Genomic DNA, 17199 nt, shown 5'->3' on the forward strand with positions numbered 1-17199 from the left:
TATTCGTGAGGATTGTTAGCCGTAATTGCTAGCAGCGGCAAGCTTGGGTGAAATCGGGCAAACGTAAAGGTGTCGCCATCATCATCGATTACCCCCTGCGAGTACATCCCCGTTTTTTTAGGTGCGACTGTGCCCAATTCGATCCCAAGACAGAGCGCTGTCCAGCTATTGATGAGCGATGTACAAGGCGAATCCAACCAGTACAAAAAAACAGGCGAAATCCAAGAACAAGAAGTCTTCATCGGCGATTGGCTCCTGATGACGGAACCCGGAACCTTCATCATCAACGGCGCTGAACAGGTAATTGTCAACTAAATTGTGCGATCGTCCGGGATGTACTACAAATCAGGTTGCAATCGCTCCCACAACCTTGGTGTATACCGCTGCTTTGGGTGCGTCAGCTCTTTTGCTTGCGATAATCCCAAGGTCTTTCACCACCATTGGGAAACCCCCACACTCCCCGCTGTTGCGCTCGCCCCATCTCCTCTGCGATATCGAACGCCTCACGGTTGTGACAATTGCTGCTGTATTGTTTGTAGTGATAAGCCATACCCGCTTTGAGCATTTCCTCTTGCACCGATTGTTCGCCTGATGGTGACTCTAGCAATACTTCAGCGACACTGCGCCCGTACTTGTCTCGCTCCATTTCGATAACTATGACCTGACCTTTTGCTTGGGCAACTAGGGAACGCAGGTAATTCCGAGACTCGATTCCCAGGGGTTGCTTGGTTTCTGGCGCATCGATGCCACACAATCGAATCTTTTGTTCCTGATTGTCGCACCGCACCCGAAAAGTATCGCCGTCGTAAATCGAACCTTCAACCACCTGACAGCGTAAAGATTCTGTTTGACTGGGAGGCTTGGCCAGTTTGGGTTGATCGTTGGGCTGGTGGAAGTGAAACCAAATTAAAGCTGCGATGGCTAACAAAGGCAAGGCGTTGAGGAATTTCTGCATTTATTGATTCCCCAACGCTCTTTCTATTGCCAAATGTGCCAGTTGTCGGTCAATCCAATTCTGGCAATCTTTAAAGGATTTGGCATCTTTAATCAATAGCTGGCAAAAGTATAGTCATTTATAGACATGGGAGGCTTCAAGTCCCTCCCCCTTCACTTTTACTTTGAGCGGATTAACCCGCCTCGGCTGAACTACGCAGCTCCCTATCCCATTGCTGAACGCATTTGGGATTGCTTTTCTGAGGATATTGTACGAACCGTTAACATCAGAATTGATTAATTGACCAATTGATGTTTGGTACAAACCTCGTTTAATTCGCTTGCCCGTGAAAACGGGGTCTTTATCAGTTTTTCCGTAAACTGGGATTGGGTCTAAACCCAGGAAGTTCGCTCGCGAGGTGTAGGACTCTTCTTGTACAATTACTTCGATTCCAACCAGTCGAGCTTTGTATTCTAACATTTCAATTAATCGAGAGTGAGGAATACTAACAAAGTTTTGGTTGGTTTGCTTCCCGAGAGCAATTTCAGTTTTCCACTGTGCATTCTTGCCAATTACTAGCGTCCCAATTTGTTTTGTATTTAAAATCGCAACAATCAGGCGACTGGCATGATGCAAGTAATTATCAACTTTTTGATGGCGACAACGAGTTAAGCGCTGAATCCGGGGTGAAGCTTTGCGGTTTCCCTTTAACTGGGATTGTAATCGTGAAGAGCGTTTGTTATAGAACTGGTTAATTGATTTCAATGGTCGCCCGTTAATCAACAAAGGGATAAATCCTGGTTGATTTGAAGTTAACACCACTAAATTATCCAGTCCTAAATCAATACTAGCTATATAATTAGCGTTGCTGATGGTGGACTCCGGTTCATCATAAATTACCTCAATTACATAGGAATCACATTTGGGAACCAACCTAACTTGACAAATCTGGTTGGGATTGAGTTGGGTTTTAATTGAAAGTTCAGTGCCGGAAAGCTTGATAATTCCTTTCTTCAACTGTTTGCTGCTAATCGCTTGAATCGTGTAAACGAGAAGGTTTCGCCCTTTGACTTTATCTTTGTACTTTGGCAATTTTGGGCTACCCGTGAATTTTGAAGAGTCAGCTTTGTAAGCTTTAACGGCTTCAAAAAACGATTTCCAATTCTTGTCTAGCACCATTAAGATTTGCTGACTTACTTTAGCAGGCAAAGCCTTGTAGGCTTCGTGAGATTTCATCAATCGATTCATTTCGTTGTAATTGACATAGCCCCATCCATAAATAAAGTTCTGACGAATGACGTAATTGGCGGCATTGTAGAGGTTTTTGGATTTAAAGGCTAGTTCGTCAATTTGGGCGAAACGGTGTTCCGTTGATTTAATGATGTGTCTCTCTGTTAACTGCATTCAGAGCCTCCATCTTTTACGAGCGCGATTATTTTTTCCGTCTTTCTGCTAGCGCGACGTTGCCCATAAAGTCGTGCAGCAAAACTTGTGACTATCGCTACTAAGTCTTGCATTAACTCATCTTTTCCGTTCTCGGCAAGATTAACTATTTCTAGTTTGACTCCTGCCCGAAGAAGCAATACGCCTAAATAATTCGTACCAAATCGAGCTAATCGGTCTTTATGCTCCACTAGCAAAATGTCGTAGCCATCTTGTTGTAGCAGTGCTTCTAACTGCTTTCTGCGGTCATTCAATCCGCTGCCGATTTCTTTTACATTCCTAATAATTTGATAGCCATTGGCAATGGCGTACTCGGTCAACCGCTCTGATTGGCGGTTGAGATTTTCTTTGTTTTCGGAGGAAGAGACTCTGCTATAAATAGCGACTCGATTCTTCTTGACTTCGGTGGATGGTGCTTGTGGCACGTAGTCAACGATGATTAAACCGCTTTCTGTCTGTCGTGCCGGATGTGGTAGTTTATTCGCTTTCCACCACCGCCACGCAGTTGTGTAACTTATGCCTATTGCTTTGGCGTAGTCAGGTAGTTTCATTTTGACCTCCTGACTATATATTACCATCCTTGCTTACTACTGCTTATAAGCTTAATGAAGTTTTACAATACCACTAGAGCTTTGTTGACAACATCTGGCTTGATTTTGAACTCTAAGCTGTCTGCGAGTACCGCTGCTAGTTCGGTTACTGTCATCCCAACTTCTGTCAGAGGAGAAGTTACACCAATAAGTTGCTTTGCAGTCTCTGCTATCCCTTTGAGTTCTGGGTACATAGAGGCCAGCGAGTTGAATTTAAACTGGGCAATCGCGGACGCACTCAGTCCGGTATCTTGTAGCCAAGCAGTCAAATGGTCAATTGTCTCTATGGCAGCAGCAATTTTTTCGGGAGTAGGTATCTTTGCTCTTGAGTTTTCCATATCGCAATATTAGACAACAGGGGAGGTACTTAGCAAGACTTCAAAAAAATTTAAGCCGAAATAAAGCACAAACTCGTTCGGATTTGATATTAAACCACAAAAAGTTAAGGGATCAAGCGCGAGAAGATATCCCCTAACGGGAGAAGTTGAAAACAATTAGCTTCTCAAAGGTTATGGACTCTAACACGACTTTAATTGGCTTCTCAAATACTTGCTCTAAACCTGACAACGCTCCCCCCAGTGAAGTCAAAGAAGTGGTAGCGGTAATTTTTCCTTTTCTCACTCCGCCTCCTTTCGCTCAACTTCCCTTTAAAGTAGGCGATATCGTCAAATCTGGCAACCATTACGGCACGATAACAGCCCTCCATCAAACCGATAGACCTGTAATAATTACTTGGGATGCTAGTAACAACGAAGATAGTTTTTCCTGGAATTATACCTTAGATGAAATTCGGGTGCTTAAAATATCCCTTGTGCCTCTGTTTATTCCTCAAAAAACTACTGGAGAACTTCCCGCTTGCACAACAATTGTACTAGCTAATTCGCAACAACTACAATTCAGTAACACCACTACTTTCCAAGTAGAATCGCTCACTGAACATCACATTCTCATATTTACTCTTGACCACTATTATCTCTTTCCCATCAACTTGTTCCCTGGCTACCCGACAAGTTGTGCCATAGATGTTTTTACACCCGAACAATTAGAAGCCAGTCGCTTTTTGTCTTTCAATGACCTAAAAATTAGGGCTAAGACCCATTTATTTTTTGAAGTCCCCGACAATTTCTTAGAAATTGTCCTACCAATTCAAAAGCAGCAAATCAAAGAGAAATTGACTAAACAATTGAGTACAGAAAGTTATCACATTCTCGACTTTGATATTGCTTGGGAAGAAGCCTGGCAATATTGCCTTAAACATTTAGCTAAGAAACATGGATGGAGTGGTTTTCGAGAGGGCGATTGCCTCGAACAACGCCGAAATCAAGTGGAACAAAGGGGAATAGTTATTAGTTTGAATATTCAGGCACTACGCCCATTTCAAATTCAATGGGACAGTGGAGAAATTCAAAGCTACAGCTTGACTGAACTCAAAAGTTTAGGCATTACTCATATCCCAACTCTTATTAAATTATCGCCCAATGTTGCTTACCAAGTTAGCGAAGACGGCTCTTACTTTAAAGCTTGGCTTGGTTTCCGTACTAAAGCATTAGCTAAGGCTTGGCTAATACCTATTAAAAAGCTAGTTGGCCGCCTGAGCTACCTAATTGATTGCCAAAGTCCAGAACTTCAACATACAGGTTCTAAATACGAGTATGTTGTAGAAACTCCCCGACATAAAACTTTAAAGAAGCGCTTAGAAGCTCTGCGGGAAGTGGCTGAACTTGATTTAGAAAAGATGCCAAAATGATGGGAATTGGGAAGAAAATTGGCTATTCTGTAACCAATGTAAATGCGATTAAAAACTCTGTTACAAATCCGGAAGATAAATCGCCTAGCGGCGAAAAATGTTGACTTTCTCTACTTATAAATACCAACAACAAGGAGCAATCCGAGAAAGTCAGGGTTTACTACACCACTTCAATTAAAAGTGCTGACGAGCTAAAAGTTAGAAGATGAAAAAGATGAAAGAAATCAATATTTGGTCTGGATGCAGCATCGGAATTGGGGCAGCATTAACTAATCCCACAGAGTTAGCTTTTAGAAAAGGAAACCTCAAGAATCACTACCCAGTTGAGTTCAATGGCAAGGTTTTCCGTGATGCTGAAGCTGCTTATCAAAATCACAAATTTGGACATTTGCAACAAGATATGACAATAATGACAGAAATTATTGTTGCGAAACTTCAACAACATCCACGATTATTAAAAACAATCGCAAAATATGGTGGAGTTGCTTGGCTTGAACAATGCAATCACATTGTTGGTGTGCGCGGCTCTCGTTGGGAAGGTCAAGGCAGAAAAAGCAATTTCATTCAATGCTTGATTTCAGCTTATATCTTGGTGTGTTAGTAAGAAGCAATTGCATTCTTCACAAAGACTCAAGGAGTAATCTTTGAGTCTTTTACTGGCTATCCAAAAATTTGAGGAATTTTACCATGAACAAAATAGTAATGATTTCTGGCAGTCGTTCCATCCAGGAATTGCCATCAGAGGCTCATACATCTCTCAATCGCATCATTGAACTAGGGTTTGAAGTCAGAGTCGGTGATGCGCCTGGAGTTGATAGCTTAGTTCAGCAATACTTGCGGTCTAAGAACTACGAGAAAGTTTTGGTTTACTATGCCTTGTTTAGCGGCAATGGCAAACCCAGAAATACTTCTGGTTATCCAGTTGTTGGTATTAGCGGAAACTATAGCGCTCGCGACATCGAAATGTGTTCGCATTGTGACTACGGATTAGCCATTTGGGATGGACATAGCATTGGCACAGCAGTGAATATCAAACGAGTTAAAAAGACCAAAGTTGTGATTGTTTAACAACTAACAACAGCAGCAAAATCAGCTCAGAATTATCATAAAATTCAGAGCTGATTTTTGATTAAACAATACTTATGATAACTTTTTTTGTCAATGACATAATCAGAGTTTTAGGTAAGTTCGCATAACGAAAAATCAACCATTACAGCCATTCTTTTCTGAAATTCGGAACTATTGTTATAAGTCAGTTTTGATTTGAATGTTCCTCCTACTCCCCCTCAAGCTAGCGCTTATTAGGATGCGAACGAATTAGCATTACTGTACACTAATGATTCAAACTTTACTAGAACGACCGCAGGAATTTAAACAAATTCCCTTTACTCTCAAGCCGCAGCAGCAGCAAGCACTCGACAATTTGAGAACATTTGCAAGCAGCACTTCCGCATTCTTCTTGCTTTGCGGTTATGCAGGCACTGGAAAAAGCACACTTATTTTCCTTATAATCAAAGAACTCTTGGCTCAAAGCAAGCGTATTGCCCTTACTGCACCTACTAACAAAGCCGTCGGTATCCTCAGAAAAATGGCAGCATCTCAAGGCATTTTCGGAGTAGATTTTATGACAATACACCAGCTTTTAGGCTTAGGCATGGTTCGCAAAGAACAAGAGAAAGTCTTAGAACAGACAAGCTGTTGTTACCTCCACCTCTATGATATCATTTTCCTCGATGAATGTTCGATGGTTGGAACTCAATTGTGGTCTTGGATTGAGCGCAGATTTGAACATACTCTCTTCAATCAGCGGAAATTAATTCTCATGGGCGACCCAGCGCAACTTAATCCTGTTGGAGAAAAGCGCTCGCCTGCTTTCAATATTGCCAATAAAGCTGTATTAACTCAAGTGGTTAGACAAGCTGGAGAAAGCCCCGTCCTTGATTTTATTACGGAATGTCGCTCATTTGTCAAGAGTAAAACAGATGTCTTTTTGCCACATCCGAATTACAACTCATTGGACAAATCTAACGGTGCATTCAAAGTTAAACCAGAAGCACTCATCCAATATGCTATCAAAACCATCAAGCAAGAATTTGCCTCAAATCCTGATTGCTTTCGGATTTTGTGCTGGACAAACAAGCGAGTCAACTATTACAATCAGGCTGTTCGAGAACAACTTTATGGTCGAACAACTGCCAGATTTATATCTGGAGAAAGGTTAATTACTAAGAAACCAGTTCTCGCTCCTGATGGTAAGACTGTGATTTTAGCCACATCAACTGAATTTACCATACAGCAAGTTGAAATAAGTCAGCACTACGGCTACCGAGTATGGCTGTTGAAGATTGTGACTGATGATGGTCTATTTCGGCAAATCTTTGTGCTGCATGAATCGGAAAGTAAGCGCTACCAAGCTGAATTGAAAGAGAAACTCAAAAGTGCCAAACGTAATGGATTTCTCTGGCGGAAGTATTACTGGTTTAAAGATGACGTATTTGCCGAAGTTGACAATTGCTTTGCCCTGACTATTCACAATTCTCAAGGTAGCACTTTTGATGAAGTTGGTTTGGACAGCAATGACATTTTGACTCGACTTTTGGTAGGCAAGGAAATGAGCACCCAAGAGAAACTTAAAGAGTACCACCGTCTTTTATATGTTGGAACAAGTAGATGTCGTCAACGAATACTATTTGTCCCTCCTAATTCATTCCGAGTGCAACGAGTATTAGCTCAATTGTAGAGGAAGGGGAGGGGGAAGGGGAAGGGGAAGGAAAGATAATTTTTCGCTTTTTTGAGTTGAACCTTCTTCTCTCAGGACTTACGCACACGATGCCAGAAATCGGGTTTCTTCGTAGATATCTAGTTGAGAAAGCAACAATTTTTCAGAGAAATCCGGTTGATGAGCGTAAGTTCTGTTATCTCACTTATCAAAATCTAAATAATCAGTTTGCTTCAACTTGAACATAACGCGAGTTTACTGAACTTGTTCCACCCTTACCCCTCCCCTTCCCCTTCCCCTTCCCCTTCCTCACTGCTATCGCAGCGACCAATCAAATTCTTGACACCCGACTAATTATTATGGCAAAAACTCGACTTTCTGGAACACATTCTAAAGAGGAAGTAGTGGAGAGAACAGCTAAGAAAAAACGCTCAACTGTAACAGTCAGTAATTTGACTCCTACTACGAAGCCATCAGTCAAAAAAACAACTAAGCTTTCTTCTCCCCTACCCAAAACAACACAAATAGAAGAAGTAGCAGCGAACTACATCACAGACATTGGAACTTCTACACCTTCTGACACCCCAACAAATTCCACTCCAGAAAACCATCTCAATAATGAAATCACAGATTCTCCAACTCCGACATCTTCCCTATCGGCTGTTGAACTTGCCTGCAATTCAAGAGAATTCAACGATTATATACAAGCCCTGAAAGGCATCATTCCCAGCAATAGCAGCCATCCCATTTTGTCCAATATTTTGATTGAAGCTGATGCAGAAACTCAACATTTGCATCTAACTGCCTACAACTTAGAATTTGGAATGCAAGTGAGCTTTGGTGCGAATGTCAATCAATCTGGAAAGCTTACCCTCCCCGCACCCATACTTGCTGACATTCTGGGAAAATTTCCTAACGGCAGCCTCACCTTAAAGAGTTCTTGTGAAATTATTAAAGGAAGCGGCGTTCCATCAGTCAGTGCCACTCTGAGTGCGTCAAGGAGCAAGCACGCCATTCGCGGGCTAGCTGCGGACGAATTTCCGGCTATCCCCAGCGTTCAACAGAAACTTGTAACGCTTCCTGCTAGCGTGTTAATTTCTGTCCTAAAAGCTAGCTTATTTGCTGTAAGTTCTGAGGAAAACAAACGCATTTTAACAGGAGGGAATTTTCAACTCAGTCACGACGCAGACAGAGGACTCGATCAACTGAGAGTTTGGACGACAGATGGGCATCGGGTAGCAATGGTTTTAGGATTGAGCGAAAGCAGCAATTCCCACCTTTTGAGCAGTCAAATAGTTAATTTTACTGTCCCTGCTAAGGTACTCCGGTTATTGGAGCGTTCTTTGAATTCTGCTGACAAAGTTACGATTTACTATGAAGGTTTGCCAGAGCAACCTAGCAATTTCGTCGCATTCGAGTGGAATAATTGGCGGTTGACAACGAAGTTGCTAGAAGGGCAATATCCAATTTGTGACCAAATTATCGCTCCCTATCGACATCAATTTAGCCATCAAGTGGTGGTTGAGAGGCTGAGCTTTTTAAAAGCCTTAGAGAGGTTAGCTTCTCACAGCGACAAGTCTCACCTAACAGCTATTTTAGAATTCGATTTAGATGCCCAACAAGTGCGAGCATCACTCAACAATACTCTCAGTTCAGGAACTGAGACAGTTGATGCCAAGCTATGGGGCTGTGAGTTTTGTCTCAAGTGCGACATCCGCTATTTGATTGATACAGCCAAAGCGATTTCCAGCTCTGATTTGCGGGTGTTAATGGCAACTCCTACCGCTCCCCTACTGATTGCACCGTTTGGAACGCCTGCGTCGGGTACAGAGGCTTTAGAGTGCGAATATATTGTCGCTCCGCAAGAATAGTCGTGCATGTGGGAGTGGCATCTAAATTTGATGCCCTCTCCTGCAAAAAATATGAGTTTAATTTCAGGCACGGCTCACGCCTCCCCTATCGGGGAATAGTTACCAGAAGTATTCTAACGACTCAAAATGTACCAACCACTGCACCTCAAATACCGCCCCAAAAACCTACAAGAATTAGTGGGTCAAGATACCATCAAAACAACCTTGACCAATGCCATCACCTCCGACAAAATTGCTCAAGCTTACCTGTTTACTGGCCCCAGAGGAACAGGCAAAACCTCAACCGCTCGCATCCTTGCTAAATCCCTCAATTGTTTGAATAACAAAAAGCCAACCGCCACTCCTTGCGGGGAATGTTCAAGCTGCAAAACCATTGACTCCTGTTCAAGCTTAGACGTAACTGAAATCGATGCTGCCTCTCACAATGGCGTGGATGATGCCAGAGAATTAATACAACACAGCAACTTTGCGCCAGCGATGAGCCCTTACCGCATCTGGATTTTAGACGAGTGCCACCAACTCAGTACCAGCGCTCAAAATGCTCTCCTCAAATGCCTTGAAGAACCTCCGGCTCATGTGGTGTTTATTCTCTGTACGACTGAAGCACATAAAGTCCTGCCGACAATTATCTCCCGCTGCCAAACTTTTAACTTCCGAGCCTTGTCAGTTGATGCTATTATCGGACAATTGCACAAAATTAGCTCTGCTGAATCTATTGAGATCGCAAGTGAGGCGATGCGGGCGATCGCTCGCACCTGCGACGGAGGGTTAAGAGATGCCCTGCAATTACTCTCTCAGCTTTCACTGCTAAACTCAGAGATTACCCTAACTCAAGTTGCAGAAGTATCTGGCAGTATCAGCGAGCAAGAGTCGATCGCCCTTCTCAAAGCCATTCATTCTGGCGATACCTTAAGCGTACTGCAATCTTCGAGAACGCTCATTGACAGCGGCAAAACTCCCAAACTGATTCTCAGCAGCTTGCTAGCAGCAATGAGAGATTTGCTCATTGTCAAATCAACGCGCCACTGCCAGAATTTAATTGCAGGGCCAGTAGGCTACTCACAACTGCGCTCGCTCGCTCTTCATCTCGATTTTGAAACAATTGATGCGGCTTGTACACAATTGCAAAAATCAGAATTTCAATTGAGAACTAGCACCAATGCTGCTACCTGGTTAGAAGTCTGTCTGCTGAACTTGATGCTGTCTTGCAAACTCGCTGCCCCCGAAACGCGGTTGCCGGCAACTTCCCAATCTAATCAGCCTGACAAATTTGATAAAACCCCTCAAAAAATAGAAGCAGATTCTCCTGACTTTGAGACAACTTGGGCGCAAGTAGTAGCAGCAGCGAAACCAGGTAATCGTAGCCTCTTAAACCGCGCTCAAATTGCCGAACTTTCGGCTGATTCATGTGTTTTAGCAGTAGAAAGAAAATACGCGAACAAGTTTCATAGTCACCTTGAATCCGTGCAGCGGATCGTTACTAAAGCTTTAGGCCGCTCTGTTACTGTTACTGTCAAACCACAGGAGGAGTTAGCAGCATGATTAGCATCCTAATTGGGAATGATACCTACGCAATTGAACAAGAAGTTGAAAAGTTTAAGACTCAAACTCATCCTCTCTGGCGAGATTTTAACATCCATCGCTTCCATGCTTCTTCCCTGGATGCAGCCCTCTCTGCTGCTGCTTCAGTTCCTTTCGGCGGTGGAAACAAACTTATTGTCGTTGAAAATTGCGATTTCAAGCAATTTGGAGAAATGGGGCTAGAATTGCTGCAAATTTTGCCCCAATTACCTGCTACAACGCACTTAATTTTCACTGCTGCTGTTATCGACAAACGGCTCAAGGTAGTCAAGCATTTGTTGCAGTTTGGTAAATTTAAGGAGTTTACTCTCATTCCTCCTTGGCGTACTGATTTGATTGAAAGTGCGATCGCTGCTACTGCTAAACAAAAGAATCTCTCAATTGCCAGAGATGCTGTCAGCTATCTAGCAGTAGCGATTGGCAACGATTCTGCTAGAAGAGTTAGTGAACTGGAGAAATTAGCCATTTATGCAGCAGGCGCTCGCATTACGAAAGAAGCTGCTAAAATCCTCGTTCCAGCTACCACAGCCAACTGTTTTCAACTTGCCGAAGCTCTTTTAAAAGGTCAAGCAGTGGCGGCAATTAAGGTGCTTGATGAATTGCTATCTCGGGCAGAGTTTCCTTTAGCAATTATTGCCACTCTCCAAACTCAGTTTAAAACTTGGCTGTGGGTAAAAGCTACTATCAATCCTGACCAACAACGTTCTGATAGCGAAATTGCTAGTATGTGCGGAATTAGTAACCCCAAACGGCTGTATTTCCTTAAGCAGGAGGTTAAGGAAGTATCTGCGAACTTCTTAAGTCGATCGCTCTCCATTTTGTTTGATTTAGAAATTGCTCTCAAAACAGGAGATAAGCCTGACTCGATGTTGCCTGCTTTGCTCAGCATCACTCAACTCACTCACCTTAAATAACAGGAAAGCGCTGCCGAGTTAATTCGGCAGTCTTTCATTAACAATCTTGGAGGCAAAAACTGCTTTGCAACACTATTAGTATCGGTAAGGTGGGCGGCGGTGTACCATACAGATAGAGTTTATGCGTCCAGAACTAATTAAGTGTAGTTAGGGCTTACGCAACGATGTTGGGGCGCACCGCGGGGGGTTGCCCCTACATTCACATCATATATGGACATTGTGCGTAAATCCTAATGAATTTGTCAAACTATTTTTGACTTTATTTATTGCAGCAGTAGGTTGCTATTTCTGTTTAATAGCAGCTCATCTTTCCTGCATCATCCAAACCAGAAACCCCAAGATTTGCTCAACCGGAGGTAGTGGATAATCTGTAAGTTGACACTCCCACCCCTAAAGGGGATGGGATTCTTTAGAGATTTCGCTCTAAATACCCCAAAGAGACAATTGCTTGCCCTGTGGGTTCTCGCCCACACGCCGTTTGCCTTTTAAAGGCAGCGTGTTAACTGACGAGCGTTCGTACAATTCAACCTCAAAGAGATTCAACTGTACTGGTTTCGACGAGTCCCGCCGTACCATTTTCGATTTAATCTTTTTGACAATATTCAACTTGTAGGTTTCTATCGCCTTAACTTTCACATTCCTTGCAGCTTGCAAATTTGCATCATCAATATGCCCACAATTGGTACAGATAAACTTTTCACCATTGCGGCTATCTTTATCAATATGCTTACACTTGCTACAAGTTTGACTGGTATGCCTTGGGTTAACTCGGTACAGCTTCTTGCCTGACTTCACAGCCAAATATTCAAGTTTTTGAGTTAACGCATACCAACTCGCATCAGCGATAGAACTATTTAAACCACGTTTAGCCGATTGACAGTTGGGGAGAAATCTACCAGATTCAGATTTAACAGGTTTGCACCGCTTCATCATGTTTTGTATCTGTAAATCTTCAACTACAACTGCATCGGATCTTTTAATAATCCGATTAGCTACATCCCACTGGTAAGATTCGCGACGCTGTTGAATTTTATTGTGCAGCTTGCTCACTCTAAGTTGAGCTTTACTGCGATTCTTACTACCTTTTTGCTTACGGCTAACCCGTCGCTGTCTGATTCGCATCAAACGCTTAGCTTTCTTGTGGGTAGCAAATCGCGGATTATCAATGGCGCTGCCATCAGAGAGATAAACCAATTTACCTAACCCCATATCGCAGCCAGTGATAGTTTTGATTTCACTATCTGGAATTACTGGGAAGCCTGGTATATCTTTGTTTTCTATCCTGACCGAGATATACCATCCATCAACTTTCTGTCTGATGGTTACGGTTTTAATCTCAAATCCTTCGGGGATAACACGAGAGTTGTAGAAACGCAGCCACCCAATTTTAGGGAGGTAAACTTTGTTACCTTTAATCTTGATTCTTCCTGGTTTGTAGCTAAACGATTTGAAATCGTGACGGCGCTTAAACTTCGGAAACCCTGCGCCCTTAAAAAACTTATTAAAGGATTCATTAACTCTGGCTGGAATTGACTGCAATACTCCAATATCAATACTTTGATACCAAGGTCTTGCCTCTTTTAACTCTTGCAGATTTGCATCTTGCATTAATGATGCTGACCGCTTAGGAGATGTATCTTTATATCCTTCTTTTTGGGCTTTACCGCCGCCCTCCTTCCAGGGGTTGGCGAGTTGGGTTCCTTTAGTAATACCGCAAGTCAAAGGCGTTATTTCTACCTGAGTCCTCAAGTCGCAATAATCACCGCAAATAAACTGCTGATGCCAACCATCAATCCTGTCACGCAAGCACCAATTGTAATTCGCTCTCAACATATCGAGCCACTGGATTAGTTTTTGGGATTGCTGCTGATTAGGTCTAAGTTTGTATTTGAAGCTTAAAAGCAAATTGCACCACCTCCTTAAATTATTGTACGAGGTTATTGTAGATGTTGACGACTTAACGACAATCAATATGCAAGATAAATACAGACTAAAGATTACATCAGTAACGCTTATTAGATACCATTTTATTTGGATTCCAGCTAGACGCAAGAAGGTGTTGATTGGTGCAGTGGCCGAACGCTTAAAACAACTACTGACAGATAAGTGTAATTAGCTCGTTGTAATCGCGCAGTGAGGTGGAAGTCTACCGCTTTGTTGGTTCCTGAACCCAAACCCATAATTGCTACCAAAATCAGTCCGACTCCCAGTTTTTTTATTAATTTCTTCTCTCGTTCTTTTTCCTACCTATCGGTAGTAAGAGAGAAAAGATTCATTCTTAGAGTGACCAATGCCTCCCAATTATATCAACCTTCTTTCCCAACTAATAGCCAGACATGATTTTCACCAAAATAACTTTCCAGAAGCAAGCCACTTGCAGCCAACTGCAACAGCCGACTTGTGTGAGTTTTTAGGCGAAGAGGTTATTTATCAGACAATCGCGACTGCTACAACTCCTAAGCTCTACAAAATTCCTCAAGACTTGCCGCCTTCAATAATTTCTGCTTTGCACCGCCAAGGCATTGAACAGCTTTATTCGCACCAAATTAAAACACTCAAAGCCGTGCGCCAGGGCAAAGATGTCATCCTCAGCACAGCAACAGCTTCTGGCAAATCTTTAAGTGCGTACTTGCCTATTTTAGAGGGCATTCTCCAACATCAATTTACTGCACTCTCTATTTATGGCTTGAAAGCTTTAACAGCCGACCAAAGTCAAAAACTTGCCGATTTGCTCCAACTGATTCCTGAGCCTGCCCGCCCGCGTCTTGCCCTTCTAACTGGGGATACTCCTCCCAAAACCCGAGAACAATTATTAGCTGCAAACCCTAGCATAATCAGCGCAACACCAGAGTTAATTCACTATGCGCTGAAAGGCGTTCACTGGAGTCAGCCTTGGCAGCATTTTTTAAGTCGCCTCCGCTATATTGTCCTAGATGAAGCTCACACTTTTAACGGAGTTTACGGAGCTAACATGGCTAGCTTAATTCGCCGCTTAAAATTGGCAGTAGACGAGCGCGGGGGTTGTTCTCAAAAACTGCAATTCCTGATGTTGAGTGCTACCGTTGGCAATCCCGTTAAATTAGCCAAGTTACTATCTGGTAGAAGTCGAAAGCGAAATATCAATAAACCCGAGCAGTTAGTTTGGATTAACTCTAGCGGAGCTGCTGTCCCAGAACGGCAATTAATTGTTACTAAACCGACTCATGATGCTAATTCCGATGTTGCTCGCATCATTATGTTTTTGTTGCAGCAAGGGCAAAGTGGAATTTGCTTCGGTAACGGCAGACAAGCAATTAAGAACTTGTGGGCAACTTTTAAGCAAGAAGCTGTAACTCAAACTAACTCGGGAATTGAGTCGCAAGTAGCAATTTTTTACGGCAGTTTAACAAGCGAGCGCCGCATGGAAATTATTAACTCTTTGCAGTCAGGAACAGTTAAGTGTATCCTCAGCACTAGCGCTCTCGAAGCAGGAATTGATTTGCCTCAACTTGACTTTGCTATTATTAGGGGATGGCCGGGAAGTTTGCAAGCTTTCAGGCAGAGGGCTGGCAGGGCTGGTCGCACAAACTCCGGTTTAATTGTCTTCATTCCCATTGCACAATCACCTTTGGATAACTATTTTGCCGATCGCCCTGAATTGTTGCTGTCGGCCGAATCTGAATTGGTGAGCTTTAATGCCAATTATCCCATAGATATTGCCAAACATTTGATGTGCGCGGCTGTCGAAACTGGCATTCCTGTCAGTAAACTCAAGCACTACTTTGGCAAGAGCGCTCCTCAAATTGCAACGGCTTTAATTGAGCAAGGTGTTCTTCACAGAAGCCGGGATAAATTATGGGCTAAGGGCTTTCCCCATAAAGATGTAAACTTTCGAGGGGGAACGGGTTCTAGCACGATACAACTGGTGGATGCGGAGACTCAAGAAGAGATTGAACTCCTCAGTGCGGAGATTGCTTATCGAGAGGTATTTCCTGGTGCTATTTACCGCACGCAAAACTCAGACGGCTGTTTGGTGACTTATACTTCGCGCTCACTCTTGAATGGCAAAGCTATTTTGCAAAACACCCCTGAAACTCGACTGTTTACTGTAGCGATTAGCCACACTGATACCAGCCTCAAGCAGAATTTGAGTTTGCCTCAACAAATCCCGTTGGTTATTCCAGAAGTTGAAGGAAATGTTCAAACCAATTCAACGGATAGTAATGCAATTCCAGCTCAAGCTATTCTGGAACTGGTTTGGGGAGAAATTAGCCAACTCGTCACTGGTTATCAATTATTAACTCGCAATTACGAGTTAACTTGTCTCAATAGAAAGTGTGTCAATTACAAAGAGCATTTACCAAAATGTACTGCCTGTCCTGTTTGTGGCAAGAGAACTCGCTCTGCTGAGCTAACATCGGTTCTTAATGAGGTAAACTTTGAGCAACCTTACGAAATCAAATTTGCGACTCCTGTACTGCAAATTAGTTTTAATTCCCCGGTTGAATGTTATCTGCAACAGGTAGTAACAGCTACTCGCCAGGAATTGCTTCAGTCTCAACAGCCGATTCCTCCCGGATATCAGCAGTTGTGGGAGTACCCCGCTAATTTGTTGGCTATTCACAGTTTCGGTCATCAAATTTTAGCCGCTTTACCTCTGACTATTTTGGCTTCAGCTAATGATGTGAATTTTCTGGTAGAGAAGAGAGGTGCAAATGACTATGCAGGACTCTTTTACGATTTAGCAGAAGGAGGTTCGGGAACCTCGGAAGCTATTTTTCGTTCTCTCCCTCAATTAGCTCATGCGGCTGCTGAGTTAGCCCGCAGTTGTTCTTGCACTTCTGGCTGTCCTAAATGTTTGATTCAGTCGGGATGCCCTGATGGTAACAAAGCTTTACTCAAGCAGGTGGGGCTGCTGCTGTGCGAAGCATTTTCTACTCCTTAAATATCAAAAATTTAGTGGAATAGACGGCTGAGAAATGGGAATGGGGAGAGAGAAATAGGGAAAATGGGAGTGGGAATAGAGTGTAGCTTTTTTCAAACAAGAAAGCTACGCTCTATTCTCAATTTGTTTTTACTGTTTTTATTAAACAAGACGCTGCTTGCATCAACATAGAATTGTGCGAACCGCTACTGCGGTTTTTAGGGGTGCATTTTTCAGATTTATACTAATGAAAAACAAGCTTGTCTTGCCAATCATTGACTCCAAAACTAGAGAGTCAACGCTGTTACATTTCAGAAATCAACCCTATAAACAAAAGAAAAAGCAAGCTTTAATCCCCAACCTCAAACGAGATTTAAAGCCGGGCTGGCTTTTAACAATTCTCGCACAAATAGACCGATGTTTATGGGGAAGGTGGGATTATTGGGCTTTGTGTCAAGCTGTCCCCGCTCATGCCTGGATGCGGTGGAAGATGGAGC

The 17199-nt window shown here is 42.9% G+C and carries 15 protein-coding genes and 1 pseudogene; 11 read left to right on the plus strand and 5 right to left on the minus strand.

All coding sequences use genetic code 11. The features are described 5' to 3' along the window. Positions 1–171: 171 nt before the first annotated feature. Positions 172–315, plus strand: coding sequence for a hypothetical protein (locus tag QUB35_RS04765; protein WP_333139865.1), 144 nt, complete (start codon positions 172–174; stop codon positions 313–315). A gap of 82 nt (positions 316–397) precedes the next feature. Here the strand turns inward: QUB35_RS04765 and QUB35_RS04770 are convergent, their stop codons facing one another. From QUB35_RS04770 to QUB35_RS04785, 4 genes are all read right to left on the minus strand, one after another. Continuing rightward, the gene (locus QUB35_RS04770) at positions 398–955 is read right to left on the minus strand and encodes a thermonuclease family protein (RefSeq protein WP_333139867.1); all 558 of its coding nucleotides are present in this window, start codon (positions 953–955) and stop codon (positions 398–400) included. A gap of 114 nt (positions 956–1069) precedes the next feature. Next, positions 1070–2338, minus strand: coding sequence for a transposase (locus tag QUB35_RS04775; protein WP_333139868.1), 1269 nt, complete (start codon positions 2336–2338; stop codon positions 1070–1072). Continuing rightward, positions 2329–2928: an IS607 family transposase gene (locus QUB35_RS04780; protein ID WP_333139870.1), complete on the minus strand. Its 600-nt coding sequence runs from the start codon at positions 2926–2928 to the stop codon at positions 2329–2331. The genes QUB35_RS04775 and QUB35_RS04780 overlap by 10 nt, the downstream gene beginning before the upstream one ends. Positions 2929–2990: 62 nt before the next feature. Beyond that, a complete protein-coding gene (locus tag QUB35_RS04785) occupies positions 2991–3305 on the minus strand; it encodes a hypothetical protein (protein WP_333139871.1) in 315 nt (104 codons plus the stop codon). Between the two features lie 173 nt (positions 3306–3478). Here QUB35_RS04785 and QUB35_RS04790 point away from each other — a divergent pair, with 173 nt between their 5' ends. The 7 genes from QUB35_RS04790 (at position 3479) to holA (ending at position 11799) form a co-directional block, all read left to right on the plus strand. Beyond that, complete coding sequence (locus QUB35_RS04790; protein WP_333139873.1) at positions 3479–4714, plus strand: hypothetical protein; 1236 nt, start codon at positions 3479–3481, stop codon at positions 4712–4714. 214 nt (positions 4715–4928) lie between these two features. Continuing rightward, a complete protein-coding gene (locus QUB35_RS04795) occupies positions 4929–5315 on the plus strand; it encodes a hypothetical protein (protein WP_194060989.1) in 387 nt (128 codons plus the stop codon). An 86-nt stretch (positions 5316–5401) separates the two neighbouring features. Continuing rightward, positions 5402–5782, plus strand: a complete 381-nt coding sequence (locus QUB35_RS04800) for a hypothetical protein (protein ID WP_333054102.1) — start codon at positions 5402–5404, stop codon at positions 5780–5782. A 268-nt stretch (positions 5783–6050) separates the two neighbouring features. Beyond that, on the plus strand, positions 6051–7454 hold the full coding sequence (locus QUB35_RS04805; protein WP_333139876.1) for a DEAD/DEAH box helicase: 1404 nt from the start codon (positions 6051–6053) through the stop codon (positions 7452–7454). A 338-nt stretch (positions 7455–7792) separates the two neighbouring features. Then, entirely contained in the window at positions 7793–9304 is a 1512-nt protein-coding gene (gene dnaN, locus QUB35_RS04810) for a DNA polymerase III subunit beta (protein ID WP_333139878.1), read from the plus strand. A gap of 126 nt (positions 9305–9430) precedes the next feature. Continuing rightward, positions 9431–10846, plus strand: a complete 1416-nt coding sequence (gene dnaX / locus QUB35_RS04815) for a DNA polymerase III subunit gamma/tau (RefSeq protein WP_333139880.1) — start codon at positions 9431–9433, stop codon at positions 10844–10846. Then, positions 10843–11799: a DNA polymerase III subunit delta gene (holA, locus tag QUB35_RS04820; RefSeq protein WP_333139882.1), complete on the plus strand. Its 957-nt coding sequence runs from the start codon at positions 10843–10845 to the stop codon at positions 11797–11799. The genes dnaX and holA overlap by 4 nt, the downstream gene beginning before the upstream one ends. A 423-nt stretch (positions 11800–12222) precedes the next feature. On the opposite strand, the gene QUB35_RS04825 is transcribed toward holA, so the two are convergent. After that, the gene (locus tag QUB35_RS04825; RefSeq protein ID WP_333139884.1) at positions 12223–13704 is read right to left on the minus strand and encodes a transposase; all 1482 of its coding nucleotides are present in this window, start codon (positions 13702–13704) and stop codon (positions 12223–12225) included. 67 nt (positions 13705–13771) lie between these two features. On the opposite strand from QUB35_RS04825, the gene QUB35_RS39080 reads away from it, so the two are divergent. The 3 genes and pseudogenes from QUB35_RS39080 to QUB35_RS04835 form a co-directional block, all read left to right on the plus strand. Beyond that, complete coding sequence (locus QUB35_RS39080; RefSeq protein ID WP_445243051.1) at positions 13772–13915, plus strand: transposase; 144 nt, start codon at positions 13772–13774, stop codon at positions 13913–13915. 174 nt (positions 13916–14089) lie between these two features. Further along, positions 14090–16723 carry a DEAD/DEAH box helicase gene (locus QUB35_RS04830; RefSeq protein WP_333139886.1) on the plus strand — a complete coding sequence of 878 codons (2634 nt, stop codon included), beginning with the start codon at positions 14090–14092 and terminating at the stop codon, positions 16721–16723. Between the two features lie 226 nt (positions 16724–16949). Continuing rightward, positions 16950–17199 (plus strand): annotated as a pseudogene (locus QUB35_RS04835) (SAM-dependent DNA methyltransferase); the annotation flags it as partial.

Source organism: Microcoleus sp. B13-B6, from assembly GCF_036705405.1.
GTDB lineage: Bacteria > Cyanobacteriota > Cyanobacteriia > Cyanobacteriales > Microcoleaceae > Microcoleus.